Annotated in this window: 16 protein-coding genes; 7 read left to right on the plus strand and 9 right to left on the minus strand. The window is 36.7% G+C overall.

Features of this window, described 5'->3' with window-relative positions; translation table 11 throughout:
* Positions 1 to 77: 77 nt before the first annotated feature.
* From qoxD to qoxA, 4 genes are read right to left on the minus strand one after another with little or no spacing between them, the layout of a single operon-like run.
* Entirely contained in the window at positions 78 to 383 is a 306-nt protein-coding gene (gene qoxD / locus BN3107_RS14190) for a cytochrome aa3 quinol oxidase subunit IV (protein ID WP_058308298.1), read from the minus strand.
* Positions 384 to 983 (minus strand): cytochrome aa3 quinol oxidase subunit III, encoded by a 600-nt coding sequence (gene qoxC, locus BN3107_RS14195; RefSeq protein ID WP_058308299.1) that lies wholly within the window; start codon positions 981 to 983, stop codon positions 384 to 386. It lies immediately after the preceding gene.
* Positions 980 to 2926, minus strand: coding sequence for a cytochrome aa3 quinol oxidase subunit I (gene qoxB / locus BN3107_RS14200; protein ID WP_058308300.1), 1947 nt, complete (start codon positions 2924 to 2926; stop codon positions 980 to 982). Before qoxB ends, qoxC begins: the two co-directional genes overlap by 4 nt.
* 17 nt (positions 2927 to 2943) lie before the next feature.
* Positions 2944 to 3936, minus strand: a complete 993-nt coding sequence (gene qoxA, locus BN3107_RS14205) for a cytochrome aa3 quinol oxidase subunit II (protein WP_058308301.1) — start codon at positions 3934 to 3936, stop codon at positions 2944 to 2946.
* A gap of 752 nt (positions 3937 to 4688) precedes the next feature.
* Between qoxA and BN3107_RS14210 the strand changes: the two genes are divergently transcribed.
* The 7 genes from BN3107_RS14210 (at position 4689) to BN3107_RS14240 (ending at position 11138) form a co-directional block, all read left to right on the plus strand.
* Complete coding sequence (locus BN3107_RS14210) at positions 4689 to 5390, plus strand: response regulator transcription factor (protein WP_058308302.1); 702 nt, start codon at positions 4689 to 4691, stop codon at positions 5388 to 5390.
* The gene (locus tag BN3107_RS14215; protein WP_058308303.1) at positions 5377 to 6795 is read left to right on the plus strand and encodes an ATP-binding protein; all 1419 of its coding nucleotides are present in this window, start codon (positions 5377 to 5379) and stop codon (positions 6793 to 6795) included. The genes BN3107_RS14210 and BN3107_RS14215 overlap by 14 nt, the downstream gene beginning before the upstream one ends.
* Positions 6779 to 7495 carry an SDR family oxidoreductase gene (locus tag BN3107_RS14220; protein ID WP_058308304.1) on the plus strand — a complete coding sequence of 239 codons (717 nt, stop codon included), beginning with the start codon at positions 6779 to 6781 and terminating at the stop codon, positions 7493 to 7495. Before BN3107_RS14215 ends, BN3107_RS14220 begins: the two co-directional genes overlap by 17 nt.
* Positions 7496 to 7510: 15 nt before the next feature.
* Entirely contained in the window at positions 7511 to 8515 is a 1005-nt protein-coding gene (locus tag BN3107_RS14225) for a TIGR00341 family protein (RefSeq protein ID WP_058308305.1), read from the plus strand.
* A gap of 84 nt (positions 8516 to 8599) precedes the next feature.
* Positions 8600 to 9793, plus strand: coding sequence for a chromate efflux transporter (chrA, locus tag BN3107_RS14230; RefSeq protein ID WP_058308306.1), 1194 nt, complete (start codon positions 8600 to 8602; stop codon positions 9791 to 9793).
* A 106-nt stretch (positions 9794 to 9899) separates the two neighbouring features.
* Positions 9900 to 10817 (plus strand): cation diffusion facilitator family transporter, encoded by a 918-nt coding sequence (locus tag BN3107_RS14235; protein WP_058308307.1) that lies wholly within the window; start codon positions 9900 to 9902, stop codon positions 10815 to 10817.
* Positions 10818 to 10829: 12 nt separating this feature from the next.
* Positions 10830 to 11138 (plus strand): ArsR/SmtB family transcription factor, encoded by a 309-nt coding sequence (locus BN3107_RS14240; protein ID WP_058308308.1) that lies wholly within the window; start codon positions 10830 to 10832, stop codon positions 11136 to 11138.
* A 377-nt stretch (positions 11139 to 11515) separates the two neighbouring features.
* Here the strand turns inward: BN3107_RS14240 and BN3107_RS14245 are convergent, their stop codons facing one another.
* The 5 genes from BN3107_RS14245 to BN3107_RS14265 all read right to left on the minus strand — a co-directional run bounded on the left by BN3107_RS14245 (position 11516) and on the right by BN3107_RS14265 (position 15633).
* A complete protein-coding gene (locus tag BN3107_RS14245) occupies positions 11516 to 12238 on the minus strand; it encodes a YwaF family protein (RefSeq protein ID WP_058308309.1) in 723 nt (240 codons plus the stop codon).
* 106 nt (positions 12239 to 12344) lie between these two features.
* The gene (locus tag BN3107_RS14250) at positions 12345 to 12731 is read right to left on the minus strand and encodes an SET domain-containing protein (protein WP_058308310.1); all 387 of its coding nucleotides are present in this window, start codon (positions 12729 to 12731) and stop codon (positions 12345 to 12347) included.
* Positions 12732 to 13140: 409 nt separating this feature from the next.
* A complete protein-coding gene (locus BN3107_RS14255; RefSeq protein WP_058309254.1) occupies positions 13141 to 13617 on the minus strand; it encodes a hypothetical protein in 477 nt (158 codons plus the stop codon).
* A gap of 93 nt (positions 13618 to 13710) precedes the next feature.
* Complete coding sequence (locus tag BN3107_RS14260; RefSeq protein ID WP_058308311.1) at positions 13711 to 14148, minus strand: GyrI-like domain-containing protein; 438 nt, start codon at positions 14146 to 14148, stop codon at positions 13711 to 13713.
* A 72-nt stretch (positions 14149 to 14220) separates the two neighbouring features.
* Complete coding sequence (locus tag BN3107_RS14265) at positions 14221 to 15633, minus strand: SpoVR family protein (protein ID WP_058308312.1); 1413 nt, start codon at positions 15631 to 15633, stop codon at positions 14221 to 14223.
* Positions 15634 to 15708 lie beyond the last annotated feature (75 nt).

The raw sequence follows: 15708 nt of genomic DNA on the forward strand, positions 1-15708 counted from the left end.
TTTGCGAATTTACTGGCAACTTTGCGAAATGGACTGCACTCAACGCAAGCCGTTGAGGCAGTCCCTTTCGCTATTACTTAATGCATAGACGCGTGTCCTGATGTTAGTACCCAGATCGAACCAAATACGATCACTAATGCAAGGAATACACTGTAGATCATGTTCACCACGTTAATAATACCTTCTTTTCCTTCGGTTACGTGCATAAACATAAATAGCTGAATCAATGCTTGAAATATTGCTAGTGTTCCAATAATTCCTAATATGATCGACTTAGAAAAATTGGTGTTAAAAGCTACAAACACGGCGAGTAATGTTAGTGCAATGGAAAGAACAAAACCTACTAATAGATTCCATGGAAAACGACTAGTATGTGCACTCATTTACATCACCATCCCTTTTAAATATACAAATGTAAAAATAAAGATCCAGACAACATCTAAGAAGTGCCAGTACAGGCTGGCAATAAACAGCTTGCTAGATGTTTTTTCAGTTATACCACGACGTACTAATTGAACTAATAATAAGCTAATCCAGAAAATCCCGAACGTAACGTGGGCACCGTGCGTACCTAATAATGTAAATAAACCAGCAGTGAAACCACTTGTTTGGATCGTTGCCCCTTCGTGGATAAAATGAAGAAATTCGTTAATTTCCATATATAAGAAGCCTGCACCTAGCAATAAGGTCGCGATCATCCATATTAATAATCCTTTTTTGTCATGATTACGCATGGCATGAATTGCAAGACCTGAAGTGAAGCTACTAGTTAATAGTAAAAAGGTTTCGATCAAGACATCTTTTAAGACAAAGATGTCTCCACCAGCAGGTCCTCCAGCAGTGTTATGCTCCAATACGAAATAAGAAGCAAACAAGGTGGAGAATAAGACGATTTCAGCACCTAAGAAGACCCAAAACCCTAAAATATTCATTTGACTTTGTTGTGTCTTGTATTCTAACGGTGTAGTTGTGTGTGACGTCATTTTAGATCACCTCTCCACTCTCTTTCTTCTTCTTCTAGTTCATCGACCGGAATATGGTAGCCGTCATCATAATCAAACGTATTGGCAACTAATCCAACCACAATACCAACAGACGCGATTATCGCCAGTGTAAACCACTCAAATACTAGGAAAAACCCTACAACACCAAATGCTGCTGCTAATACGATTGGGGTCCATGAGTTACTTGGCATATGAACTGGTTTTAAATCAGCCTTTTTAAGACCTGTTTCCCCTTTTTTCTTCTTGTACCAGAAATCATCTAGATGACCTACCTCTGGCACCTTAGCAAAATTGTAATGTGGTGCTGGAGATGCAGTCGCCCATTCTAGTGTACGAGCGTTCCATGGATCGTTTCCGACATTTCGTGATGCGTAGCGGAAGCTCCAATAAATATTGTAAACAAGTGCAGCAAAACCAGCTGCCATAATTAATGAACCTACTGCTGAGAATCCTAACCATGCACCCCATCCAGTACTTTCTGCATAAGTGTACATACGACGGGACATACCGTCTAAACCTACGAAGAACATTGGCATAAATGTTAAATTAAAACCAATTACGAATAACCAGAAATGCCATTTACCGATTTTTTCATTAAGTGTGAAGCCAAACATTTTTGGCCACCAGTAATAAAGACCAGCAAAGACTGCAAAGACAACACCTGGTATTAACACATAGTGGAAGTGTGCCACTAAGAACATCGTATTATGGTATTGATAATCGGCTGCTGCCATTGCAAGCATGACACCAGTTACCCCACCTATTGTAAAACATGGGATAAATGCTAATGCCCATAACATGGATGTTGAAAACTCAATTCGACCTTTTCGTAACGTAAACAACCAGTTAAAGATTTTCACACCAGTCGGTATCGCAATCATCATCGTTGTTAATGAGAAAATCGAGTTAACTGCTGCACTGTTGCCCATTGTATAGAAATGGTGGACCCAAACTAACATACTTAAGAAGGCAATCCCTGCAACAGCGTATACCATTGACTTATAACCATATAAATTTTTCCGTGCAAATGTTGCGATAACTTCTGAGAACATCCCGAACGCTGGTAAAACAACGATATAAACTTCCGGGTGGCCCCATAACCAGAATAAATTAAGCCATAACATCGGGTCCCCACCAGCGGCCACAGTGAAAAAGTGTGTCCCAAAAAGTCGGTCCAACGTCATATAAAGTAATGCTACTGTAAAAATTGGGAAAGCAGCAACGATAATGATCGACGTAATAAATGTTGTCCAAACAAAAATCGGCATCTTCATCCAACTCATGCCTGGTGCCCGCATTTTAATAATCGTTACAACAAAGTTAATTCCTGTTGCTAATGTACCGATACCTGCTATCTGTAGCGATACAGCATAATAGTTATTCCCGACACCTGGTGTGAATTCCTTTCCTGCTAACGGAAAATAAGATGTCCAACCGGCATCAGGCGATCCACCAATTACAAAGGATAGATTAAATAGCATCGCACCTGCAAAGAATAGCCAAAAACTAAGTGCATTTAATTTAGGAAAGGCAACATCTCTTGCCCCGATTTGTAACGGAATTACAACGTTCATAATCCCGATTAGTAATGGCATGGCCATGAACAAAATCATGATGACACCATGCGTAGTGAAAATTTCATCATAATGCTGGGCATCCAATATACCTAGTTCAGGCCTTGAGGTTTGGGCTTTCATTAATAGACCATCGACACCACCTCTGAAAAACATGAGTACCCCAGCTAAAATATACATAATACCTATTTTTTTATGATCAACAGTTGTAAACCATTCGCTCCATAACCATTTCCATCTTTTCAAATATGTGATTAAAGCAATTAACCCAACCATTGTTAAACCAATGGCAATCTGTGACGCAAAAATCATCGGGTCACCTGTGACAAAAAATTCATCTAATGACATGTCTTTCACCACCTCTATTAATGATGTGAGTGATCTGCATCTGTCGAATCACTCGTATCTTCTTTTACTTCTGTATTACTTTCTTCCATTTGCTCATCTGTATCTTCGCTTTCTTCTTCATGCTCTTCATCACCATGGCTAATTTCATATAATTCCGGATCAATATATTTCTCAGATCCACCATGAGCATGATTAACCCACTCTAAATGCGTTTTATTAAATGTCATTCTACCAAGATTACCCGGTTCTAATATTTCCGCATATTTGTCTTCTGTTAAGTCCATTGCTGTTGTTTTAACATCATTTACCCATTCGTTGAAATCACCTTGTGTTTGTGCCTGTACTTCGAATTCCATGTGGGCATACCCTCGACCATTAAAACTAGTATTACGTCCATAGAATGAACCCGGCTTATCCGCAACTAAGTAAAGATTTGTTTGCATATTAGCCATTGTATATTTTTGACCACCTAATTCAGGTACCCAAAAGGACTGCATCGTCCCTGCAGAAGTCATCTTAAATTGAACGGGATGATCTGCTGGAATATTAATATAATTCACTGTTTCTATATCTTGTTCAGGATAACTAAAGATCCATTTCCAATCGGCAGAAGTAACGTGAATGACAAGGGGCTCTTCTTCTTCATATCCTTGTGGAACATCCTCGACTTCATAAATGGTTTTAGTTGTAGGTATCATTAAGGCAATAACGATAATAACTGGTATCGTAAACCAAGTAATCTCCAACCAATGGTTTCCTTTCTCTTCTTTCGGTTCGAAATCACCATCGTCTTTCCGTGCTCGATACTTCCAAACGATATAACCAAACAAAACAAAAATGACAATAACAATTACCAACATAAAGATGATAGAATACACAATTAAATCTGTTAAACTTCTCGCTATCGGCCCTTTTGGATCAAAGACTAATAGTTTTGATTCACAACCTGCTAAGAAGATAGGTATAAACAAAAATGTGAGAATATATACGAGCTTCTTCATTGCCTTCATGATGTTTCTCCTTTCTTTACGAAAACATTTATATACTTTACATACCCTTTGGTTTGAAAAATAATTTTACAACTGTCTTACATACTGACAGATAAATATGATGAAATTATGATGAAACCATCATTGTCATAAATTGTTCAAAAACTGACCATTTCAAAACAATACAGTCATTAGCTTTTATGAAAAGTTGACACAAACTGCGAAATACGTTTACTGCTCACTTTGAAATTTTAATGAGTGCAATGCAAAAGCTCCGTTCATTTACTTCGCTTTCTGCGGGCGTCACCTCAGCCTCCTCAGAAAAACAAAGGGCGTTTTTCCTGCGGGGTCTTCGGAAGACGCTGATCCCGCAAGAGTCTACGTAAATGGACTACGCTTCGGTAATATTTCACAACCTAAGTTACAGCTAGGATATTGTGATTAAAACTTATTTCATCGCACTTGAACAGAGTACGGTCCAAAGCGGAGGAAAAATGCGACACTCCTGGGGGAACAGCACGAGCTGAAGATCCACTTTGAAAAGTGTCTTTCTTTTCAAAGTTAGCTGAAACCGTGCCCCCGGAAAGGGAGTGTTTTTCCGTAGCGCTGGTAATTCACTCATCATTCTCCTTTACATGAAGAAGTTCTCACAACTTCGCAGTTTAGGTTGAACTTCCGAATTATAGTTGCTTGAAGCACTCTCTGTTTTACTAATTACGAATTTTTCTATACTATTTGAGTAGGGAATAAATAGATAGATGTGAGGGATAACAATGACAACCATTTTAATTGTCGACGATGAATTACAGATGAGAACAATGTTAAAATTATATTTAAGAAAAGACTTTGAAATAATGGAAGCTGAAAATGGCACGAAAGCAGTTCAAACATTGAAGAACCAAGCTATTGATATTGTTTTATTAGATATCATGATGCCAGAGCTAGATGGGATTGAGGCATGTAAACAAATGAAGACCGTTAAACCAAATGTCCCAATCATTTTATTAACAGCGCTAAATGATACGTCACAGAAAGTGGAAGGGTTAACGATCGGGGCAGATGATTATATTGTAAAGCCATTTGAACCCGAGGAATTGTTAGCAAGAATACAGGTACAACTGCGTCATTTTCAAAAAGAAAATCAAACAGCCAAAAAATTATTAACATTTGGAGAACTAACCATCGACTCCTTATCACACACGGTTACCGTCAATCAAACCGAGGTGAAATATAGTCCAAAGGAATTTGAACTTCTATTTTTACTTGCCTCCCATCCAAACCGAGTATATACAAGAGAACAATTATTAGATTTGATATGGGGATTGGATGAAATTGTAGACATTCGTACGGTTGATTCACACGTTCGATATGTAAGAGATAAATTGAAAAAAGCAGGAATTTCGTATCAACCAATTGAAACCGTATGGGGAGTAGGTTATAAATTTGATTGGGAGGGTAAAAATGAAACTAAATAGTGTCGTTTTTAAACTTGGTGCTACTATTCTTTTTTTACAATTGATTATTTTAATTCCTCTAGGATATATTATCTTACAGCTGATTTTAAACTATTCGATCAATCAAACAGAAACACAGTTGGTGCAACTATCCGAAAAATATGCTACCCAGGTAAATGATTTAGAAGATCCTGAAAACTTGCAATTATTAGAGCACCTAACCGATATGACAGATACGAGTGCTGTAATTTTGGATAGTGACGGTAATAATTTATTGCAAACGAACTGGCATGATGATATTACCGATCAAGTTTTAGATACAAATGAAATAAAACAATTAGATCAAGGTGAAACAGTGGTTGAAGAATATACACTCAACGGCTCTACTTATTTAAAAGTGGCACAACCCATTACGAATCCGAATGGAACTAATGGAAGTGTCGTCTTGTTTTCTTCTTTCGGCCTTATTAGTAATTCGATTCACAATATCATTTTCTTAGTTATTTTGGCTAGTTTAGGGGCAGTGGCGTTAGCAATGGGCTTTACCTTTTTCATATCAAAAAAATTAGGGGCCCCTCTTATTGAAATGGAGAAAGCGGCTAAACAAATCGCCGAAAAGAAAAATTTCTCCTTACGCGTTGATTATAAAGCAAACGATGAAATCGGTTCACTCGCACATGCTATTAATCACTTATCGGAAACGTTGGAACGATATCAAACAAACCGCAATGAATTTTTTTCTAATATTACGCATGAACTAAAAACACCCCTTACCTATGTCAAAGGATATGCCAACGCTGTTCGACATGAAATGTATCAAAGTAAAGAGGAAAGAGATGAATTTCTGGAAATTATTGAAAACGAAACAGATCACATTAGTAACCTTATGGATGATTTGATGGATCTATCGAAAATAGAAGAAGGCAAAATCGACCTTAATAAAGAAGATGTAAATATTAATAAACTAGCAGAAGAAATGTTGAAACGTTCGCAATTTAGAGCATCGGAAAAAGGATTAAAAATGGAATTAGAGATTCCTGACAAAACGGTCTATTTATTTGCTGATAAAAGCAGACTAGACCAAGTACTGACCAATCTAGTAGAAAATGCCGTAAGATACACAGAAAAGGGAAGCATATTACTAGAAGTCAAAGAAGAAGATACTAACGTCTTCATACGTGTAAAAGATACTGGTATTGGTATTAAAAAAGAAGATATCCCTTATTTATTTGAACGATTTTATCGAGTCGACAAATCACGTTCTAGAGCTAATGGTGGAACTGGATTAGGTTTATCTATTGTAAAAAATTTAGTTGAAATGCATGAAGGTGATATACAAGTATCAAGTGAAGTTAATCAAGGAACAACCATTACATTGAGATTTCCTATAGAGGAGGCTGCACAACAAAATGCGTTACCAAGATAAAGTCGTCGTAGTTACTGGTGGAGCAAATGGTATAGGCAAAGCGATTGCTAAAAGTTATCGTAATGAAGGAGCTATTGTAATCGTTGCCGATAAAGTAGAACCTTTCGAATATAACATGGATTTTATTCAAACAGATGTTAGTGTTCCTGAGGAAGTGTATGATCTCTTCCGAAAAGTAAATAAGCAATATGGTAAGCTCGATATTCTGATTAACAATGCTGGAGTATCCACATTCGGTAATTTTTACGAAATGACGTTAGAAAACTGGGACCATATCATTAACACGAATTTACGAAGTGTTTTTTTATGTTCACAACAGGCTGCTAAAATCATGCGGAATCAATCAACTGGTGGCAGTCTAGTTCATATAGCTTCCACTCGTGCTTATATGTCAGAAGCAAATAGTGAAAGCTATGCTGCAAGTAAGGGTGGTATTTTAGCACTGACACATTCTTTAGCTATGTCCTTGCAAGAAGACTTTATTACAAGTAATGCTATTAGTCCAGGCTGGATTCAAACAACAGAATACGACCAATTAAGAGAAATCGATCACCAGCAACACCCTTCTAAACGAGTAGGTAAGCCAGAAGATGTCGCTCGTGCTTGCCTATTTCTAACCGATCCAGCTAATGATTTTATTAATGGAGAAAACATAATTATTGATGGTGGTATGACAAGAAAAATGATGTACGAACATTAAGAAGGGACACACACTATGGAATTACAACTAATCGAAGTCTATATTCCACTCAATCGGCTGGATGCTTTTTTAACTGAAATTGAACAATTCCATGTCATCGAAAAATGGCACACAAAAATTTCAGACAAAGAAGAACTAGTCAAAATACTGATAAAGAAAAAACACACCGAAGAAATTCTTGACTTTTTAGAAGTAAATGACCAAGGTCAAGAAGAAGTTAGAGCTTTACTTTACAATATTTCGACCTATGTTCCTAGAGTAGAACCCGATAAAGAAGAAGAGATAGAAGAAGATTCTGAAGAAAAGCAAAAAGAAATCACTCGTGCCAGCCGGCATGAATTGTATAATGTCGTCCACTCTTCCAGTACAACTAGCATCAACTATTTATGGATGCTAGTTCTCTCTGCTGTTGTAGCTACTGCTGGGATTGTTAAAGATAGTGCTGCTATTGTGATTGGAGCTATGGTGATTGCCCCACTAATCGGACCATTTACCGCTCTCGCTTTTGCTGCTACATTAGGGGATTACAAGTTAATGAAACGATCTGTATTAACATGCTTGTATGGCTTAGTAATCCCAATTGCTATCGCGATTATTTTCGGATTTATTTTCCCTTTACCGATTAATAGTGATGAATTTTTAGCAAGAACAAACATCGAATTGATGGATATTGTTGTGGCACTTGCTGCAGGTACGGCAGGTGCCATGTCCTTCGCTAAACGTGTTTCAGAAGCATTAGTAGGTGTTATGGTATCTGTTGCGCTATTACCTCCAGCGGTCGTCTTAGGAATGATGCTTGGTGCTTTGGAATTCGAGCAAGCACTGACTCCTTTTATTTTACTATTAGTTAATATTAGTGCGATTTTATGTTCCGCTATCCTTGTTTTTTGGACAAGCGGCATTCAACCAATTAATTGGAGTGAAATCCAAGTTGCTAACACTTCGAAAACGTATTCGCTTATTGCCGTTAGTATCGTGATCGTCATTTTAGCGATACTCATATTCATTATTCAATTTTAACAAAAAATTTACGTCGGACAGCTTGTCGTTTCATATTAAATGTTGCTATAATTCAGCTAGAAAATAGATATACAGGGGGCTTATATGGAAACTAAAAAAAATACGTTTCAAGATTACTTGATTATTCTATGGATTGCAACTAGATTAGGTTTTACTTCCTTTGGAGGTCCTATTGCACATTTAGGTTATTTCCATGAAGAATACGTCAGGCGAAAAAAATGGCTAGATGAAAAAGCTTATGCAGATTTGGTTGCATTGTGTCAATTCCTACCCGGACCTGCAAGTAGTCAAGTCGGAATGGGGGTTGGGATTATACGTGGTGGCGTTATAGGTGGAATTCTCGCCTTTATCGGTTTTACCTTACCATCCGTTGTTGTCTTAATTGTCTTTGCTTTAGCACTTCAGCAATTTTCCTTTTATGATGCTAGTTTTATTCATGGCTTAAAAATCGTCGCAGTCGCGGTTGTGGCACACGCTATTATTGGAATGGGGGCAAAACTTGCACCAGATCTTCCAAGAAAAGCGATTGCTTTACTTGCAGTTGTGGTCATGTTAGTTTGGCAAACGACCTTAACACAAGTGGCAATCATTCTCGTAGCTGCTTTAATTGGTATATTTCTTTTTCAAAAACAAGAAAAAAAAGAAACGATAAATCTTCATTTAACTTTATCTAAGAAAACGGCCATCATAAGTTTTTCTTTATTCTTTTTGTTACTGATCATTTTACCATTTGCCAATCAAATGAGTGACTGGCAATGGCTTGCAATGTTTGACAGTTTTTATCGATCTGGTGCATTAGTTTTTGGTGGTGGTCATGTTGTATTACCACTACTTGAACAGGAATTCGTCCCTACTGGCTGGATTTCAGAACAGGAATTCTTGGCTGGTTATGGTGCCGCCCAAGCAGTACCAGGTCCACTATTTACATTTGCTGCCTATTTAGGAACGGTGATAGCTGGCGTTCCAGGTGGGCTTTTAGCCACTTTCGCAATTTTTTTACCAGCCTTCTTATTAATAGTTGGAACATTACCATTTTGGAACTTGTTGCGCCAAACACCTTCGATTCGTGGTGCGCTTATTAGCGTCAATGCAGCTGTTGTCGGATTATTAATCGCTGCCTTCTATCAACCGATTTGGACTAGTACGATCATAGAAACGAAAGATTTTATCTTAGCCGCTATCCTTTTTAGCTTATTAGCATTTTGGAAATTACCTTCATGGGTTATTGTAATCATTGGTCTCATCGGTGGAATTTTATTACCCTATTTACCATTCTAGTGACTGGGATCGTCCAGTCACTTTTTTTGTGCTAAAAACACTTGCACATTTTCTTCTGAACTTTTATAATATGAATATATGTTCATATGTATAGAGGAGTTGAATTATGGGACATTCACACGGACATGATCACGCGCATGATCATCATCACACCAACAATAAAAAAGCGTTACTAATAAGTTTTATGTTAATTTTTACTTTTATGGTCATCGAAGTAATTGGTGGTATTTTAACTAATAGCTTAGCATTGTTGTCAGACGCAGGACATATGCTAAGTGATGCATTTGCTCTTGGACTCAGTTTATTTGCTTTTAAATTAAGTGAGAAAGCAGCAAACGCACATAAAACATTTGGATATAAACGATTCGAAATTTTGGCAGCATTTATTAATGGGATTACACTATTAGCGATTTCTCTTTATATTTTTTATGAAGCCTATCATCGTTTTTTAGAACCACCAAATGTTAGTCCGATGATGCTTTGGATCGCTGTTACTGGTTTATTAATAAACATTATTGTAGCCTTTATTCTGATTTACAGTGGAGATACCAAAGGGAATTTAAATATGCGGAGTGCTTTATTACATGTGTTAGGTGATTTGCTTGGTTCCGTTGGAGCGATAATAGCTGGTATTCTCATTATGCTTTTCAATTGGAATATTGCTGATCCACTTGCCAGTATTATTGTAGCGATACTGATATTAGTCAGCGGTTACCGGATTACCAAGGATTCGTTGCACATTTTAATGGAAGGTACTCCAAACCATGTATCCTATGAAGAAGTGGAAAATAAATTGGTTCAATTAGAAGGAGTGATTAACATACATGACTTACATGTATGGACGATCACTTCTGACTTTCCTGCATTAAGTTGTCATATGGTTGTAGAGGAAAATGTTGATCGCGATCATTTATTAAAAAAGGCTTCGAATTTATTACATGATTCGTTCTCCCTTCACCACACCACCATTCAAATAGAAGGTGTCCATGCAGAAATTGAAAAAGAGGAAGACTGTTGTAATTAAGGAGATGATGTAATGGCAGACGAAACATATGAGGCTCTTGATGAAGAAACGTTATTTTTGGTATCGCAAACCTTCAAAGCTTTAGGTGATCCGACAAGAATTCGCATTTTGCATTTATTATTTGAACAGGAATTATCGGTTTCCAATATTGCCGAAAAACTGGATTTAAATCAATCCAATGTTTCCCATCAGCTTCGTTTTCTCAAAAATTTACGCTTAGTAAAATATCGTCGCGATGGTAAGACGATCTATTATTCTCAGGACGACGAACACGTGATGAAAATTTTGCAGCAATCCATTGACCACGCCACACACCATTAAACGGGGACGAAGGTATTTTAAGATGACGAAAATCCAAGCGATATTCGAATAGAATCGATATCACTTGGATTTTTTATGCGTATTAAGCAGAAACTAAAGAATAGTGACTATTATAAGTTTTGTTTAGGATTAAAGAATCTTTCCTCTTCACGGGTATCTACACACGCTTTACGGGAATTCAGTCTCTCTTCAAGGGAATCTTCTTATTCTTGACGGGAATTGTGTTCTGCTTCACGGGAATAAAGTATAATTCCAGTCTAGCGGACATTAATTCCCGTGAAGAGAACGATACGTATACGCAATTAATTCGCTGTTTAGTTATATAATTTTTTCATTGTTTGAGTTTGCAGTTAAGTAGAATACTTACCCCCTGTTTTTTACTTTTTATTAAAAAAAGCAGGTATTTTAAATAATAAAAAGTAAAGAAGCAGAAATATGGTAAATGCCACAGCTTCAAGTGACAAGATATACCATGGATATGGTCCTAAAAAGTCAATGATGCTTGTGGTATTAGGTTTTTCTGCTAGAAACATATAATTAGAACCAACGATTTGATTAATGACAAATACAAAGGAGGCCATAATATTTATAATGACAAACGCTCGAATCACAGAACGAAAAGAGGGTTTATATTCCTCGATCCATATCATATAAAAACAGGAAAGTATAATGGCAATGTGGGCAATGAAAAATTGAAAGAATCGCATATGCGGAAATCCGAAGAAAAGTTCTGGCGTCACAATTGCTATAAAGGCCCCTGTCATACTCACAAAAAAAGAAACTTCAAATGCTTTAAAATTTTTTGTGAGTAACATAATTGTACATAAATATAAAGAAATCGAACATAGTTGCAAAGGCAAATTAGTCGCGACATCCCACCTGTCGTGCGAGAGATACCATAAATGAAACGTAATTTCCCCTAATATAAGAAATACAATTAATATATTTTTATAGATTCGTTTATAGTTCCTCTTAATGTTCTCTCTAAAAATATACATCCATGCTAATAATCCCACTGTAATGATTACCATATAAATATGAGAAAGAGAAAACAAATGAAATGGGTAGTCACTTCGATTAAAACCAACTAGACTGTCCATTGATTCCATCCCCTTGCAACTAATTTTACAACATACAAATCAAGTTGTAACATTCACCTCTTACTTGAATTTCATAGCGGGTATTTCATGATTTTTCGGTGTCATATTAATTTTCTTCTTCTTGATTGAACCAGAGTGGATCATCTATATCAACTTCGCCATTGTAATTAATTAAAATCTCATCTCCTGCTTTTATATCTGTGTAAGCATAGAATTCAAATGTGTGATTATCAAAATTAATCTCATAGTTTGCATTCGGTTGATAAGAATGATTAAACAGCATGCCATAACCTAGCAAGATCGCTGAATGATTTATCCCATACTCGAATGCATAATCTGCGAGTAAGGTTTTTTCAATATGTTGATGCTCGTCATTTGGATATGCAATGACGGGTGCTTCATGTAAAAGCTTGCCTTTTTCGATATTACATGTAGCAAAAACACCTCTATTAAATTCACCGTCACTAAGCTTTGATGTTTTAATCTCAATCATGTTTTTCACCTACTAACTTATTTTATATACCTTCTAACTGTAACATTAATTTTAATATTATGCTCTTTTTATTCCCAATAATAATTACAGATGCAAATTTGATAAGAAGGTTTGTTGTCGGCAGTTTGATCTCTTGTTTCCCTTGGATTGTCGATGAGACAGCTGCTCGTCGGCAATTTGAGTTCTATTTAGTGGCAAAATGCCGATGAGATTGATCCTCATCGACATTTTAACCTCGATTCATCCGCTTAATGCCGATGACGTCCTTTTACTAATAAAACAAAAGCTACTCTAGCGTTAAAATTTAAACTTTCTTGTTAACATATAAAAAAAGGCACAAATCAACACTCGATTCGCACCATTGTAATTAGTATGATCTTCTTTAATTCGTACTCGTGCATGAAGACGTCTAGACACATGTAAACGATTGAATACGATCAAGGTCAATCCCAAAATAAACCCAGTTGAATCCTGTCCAGCGGTAACCTGCCACTGATCGTCTTCCTACATACGTCGGATAGAACCAGAAAGCATTGAAACGACTTAGCCAAACATAGGTGTAGCGAAATAAACATCCTCTGATCGAACCAGGATCAACTGCAAATAATTGTGCACCACCGCTTCCAACTTGAGAAGGTTGTTGTGGAACATATTGTGGTGGTGGACCTACAGGTGGTCCTGCTTGCTGTCCTTGACCTGGAGGTGGTCCGAATGGTGGAATTCCTGGTTGACCTTGGCCAGGTGGTGGGCCGAATGGTGGCCCTCCTTGACCAGGTGAACTACCTCCAGGAAATAAACCTGGAAAAAAAGGGAAAAAGCCTAGTTGGCGATCATCTTGATACATATTGCCGTACTCATCGTAATTTCCATAATTAGTTGGATACATAGATTCCATTATGATTACCCTCCTATTCCCTATCACTATATGATGGGCACCAGGTTAGGTAATTTGTCCAACTGTAAAATGGGCAGGAGCACATTAGTCGATTACTTTTATATAAAGATCATGACTTGTTTCATTTCCTGCGATCGTATACCCGATATCAATTTTCATCGTTTCTAATTCTATTCTATTCTCTTTTCCGAATTGATACATTTCACCAAATGTTTCGGCTATCCCCACCAAGCTTCCATGATGTTGATGATGCAAATAACGATGTGTTGGAATTTTTCGCAGCTCCATTCCTTTCGGTACGGAAGCATCATCATCTGTTTCTGCACAAATAAATTGTGTGTAAATTCCTTGATGTTGTTCTAAACTAATGTCCATCATGACATCCGTTTTTCTTTTATCAATTTCTGTCACACTGTTCTTATACAAATCCCACTTCACAGGCATCTCACGAATTAAGCCTTCCCAATCTTGCTGCACTATAAAACCCACCGCAGTGAATTCCTCTTTGATTACGATTTCCAATCAAATAACACCTCCATTCTTTATACTACTGTATCCATTCTACTTCTATAAATCTTTTCTTTTATCCTTCTTTTACATAAATTTTTTAACAACTTTTGTGCCATTACATGAAAACAAGCAAGGCTTTCCTTCCATTGTGGTTTCAATATGAACATCTCTTCCCCATAGCGTATAAATATATGGTAACGTTTTTTCTAAATATTTGAGATCGAGTTCAACATTTTCATAGTGATGACGAATATATAGTTCACCATTACGTAAATAATCACCATTATCGACTGTCAAATATGGAAATCCACCGTTTAATCGAGTCGAGATTAGTTGATCGCGGACATCCTCCCATTTCTTATCGATAATTTTATACTGATGGCCCTGTTTTTGAAAAAGATATAAATCTTCTCGATCGACTAACTCTTTCGTTAAATAATTACGCATAAAAGAAATATCCGATTCGATTTCCCTTACTTCAAATATTTTTTCACGACCTGAATTTTCCGTCACTCCAAAACGTTTCATTTCATCTGTTGGATGGTTGTAACGTTCTTCAATATCTTCAAACATTTTCACACCAAGATAGTATGGATTAATTTGCGTTTTTGATGGTTGCACCACGCTGGCATTTAATGAAGCAAATTCAACTGTTTCATCACTTGTTAAATCTAATTCCCTAATTATATGTTGATGCCAGTAGGTGGCCCAGCCTTCGTTCATAATTTTCGTTTCTAGCTGTGGCCAAAAATACAACATTTCCTCACGCATCATTGTTAGAATATCTCTTTGCCATTCCTCTAATTCCCGACTATGTTCTTCAATGAATAATAAAATATCTTTTTCAGGTTGCGGAGGAAAAGCTTTCTTTCTTTTTACGTTCGAAGATTTTTGATTTATATTTGTTTGATCTAAATCCCACAGGTCATCGTATTCCGTTCTTTTCTTTTCTAATTGCTGTTCTTCTTCATCTTTTTGCCAATCTAATTGTGCTTTTAATAACGTAGGATCAATATGCTCCTGAATCGCAAGAACTGCATCTAGAAATTTCTCTACTTCTTTAATCCCATACTGTTTTTCATATTTTGCTACTCTTTCGGCTGTTGCTGCCATACTTTCGACCATATCTTTTTTTGTGTTTTGAAAACGGACATTATTTTTAAAAAAGTCGCAGTGTGCGAGCACATGGGCGACAATTAATTTATTTTGAATCAGACTGTTAGAATGTAATAAAAAGGCATAACAAGGATTAGAGTTAATTACGAGTTCATATATTTTACTTAAACCTAAATCATATTGTAGTTTCATACGATGGAATTGCTTACCGAAGCTCCAATGCGAAAAACGAGTTGGCATTCCATACGCTCCAAACGTATACAGGATTTCTGGTGGACAAATCTCATAGCGCATTGGATAGGAATCCAAGCCAAACCCTTCTGCTATTTCCGTGATTTCTTGTATTGATTTTTCTAATTTTGCTTTTTCTTCTGCTCTCAACACATAACACCTCCACTACAGTATATGAAAAACAGAAGAAAATAGGACACTCATTCTTATGAGTGTCCTATCAAA

It is taken from the genome of Gracilibacillus massiliensis (assembly GCF_001458115.1).
Lineage (GTDB): Bacteria > Bacillota > Bacilli > Bacillales > Amphibacillaceae > Gracilibacillus > Gracilibacillus massiliensis.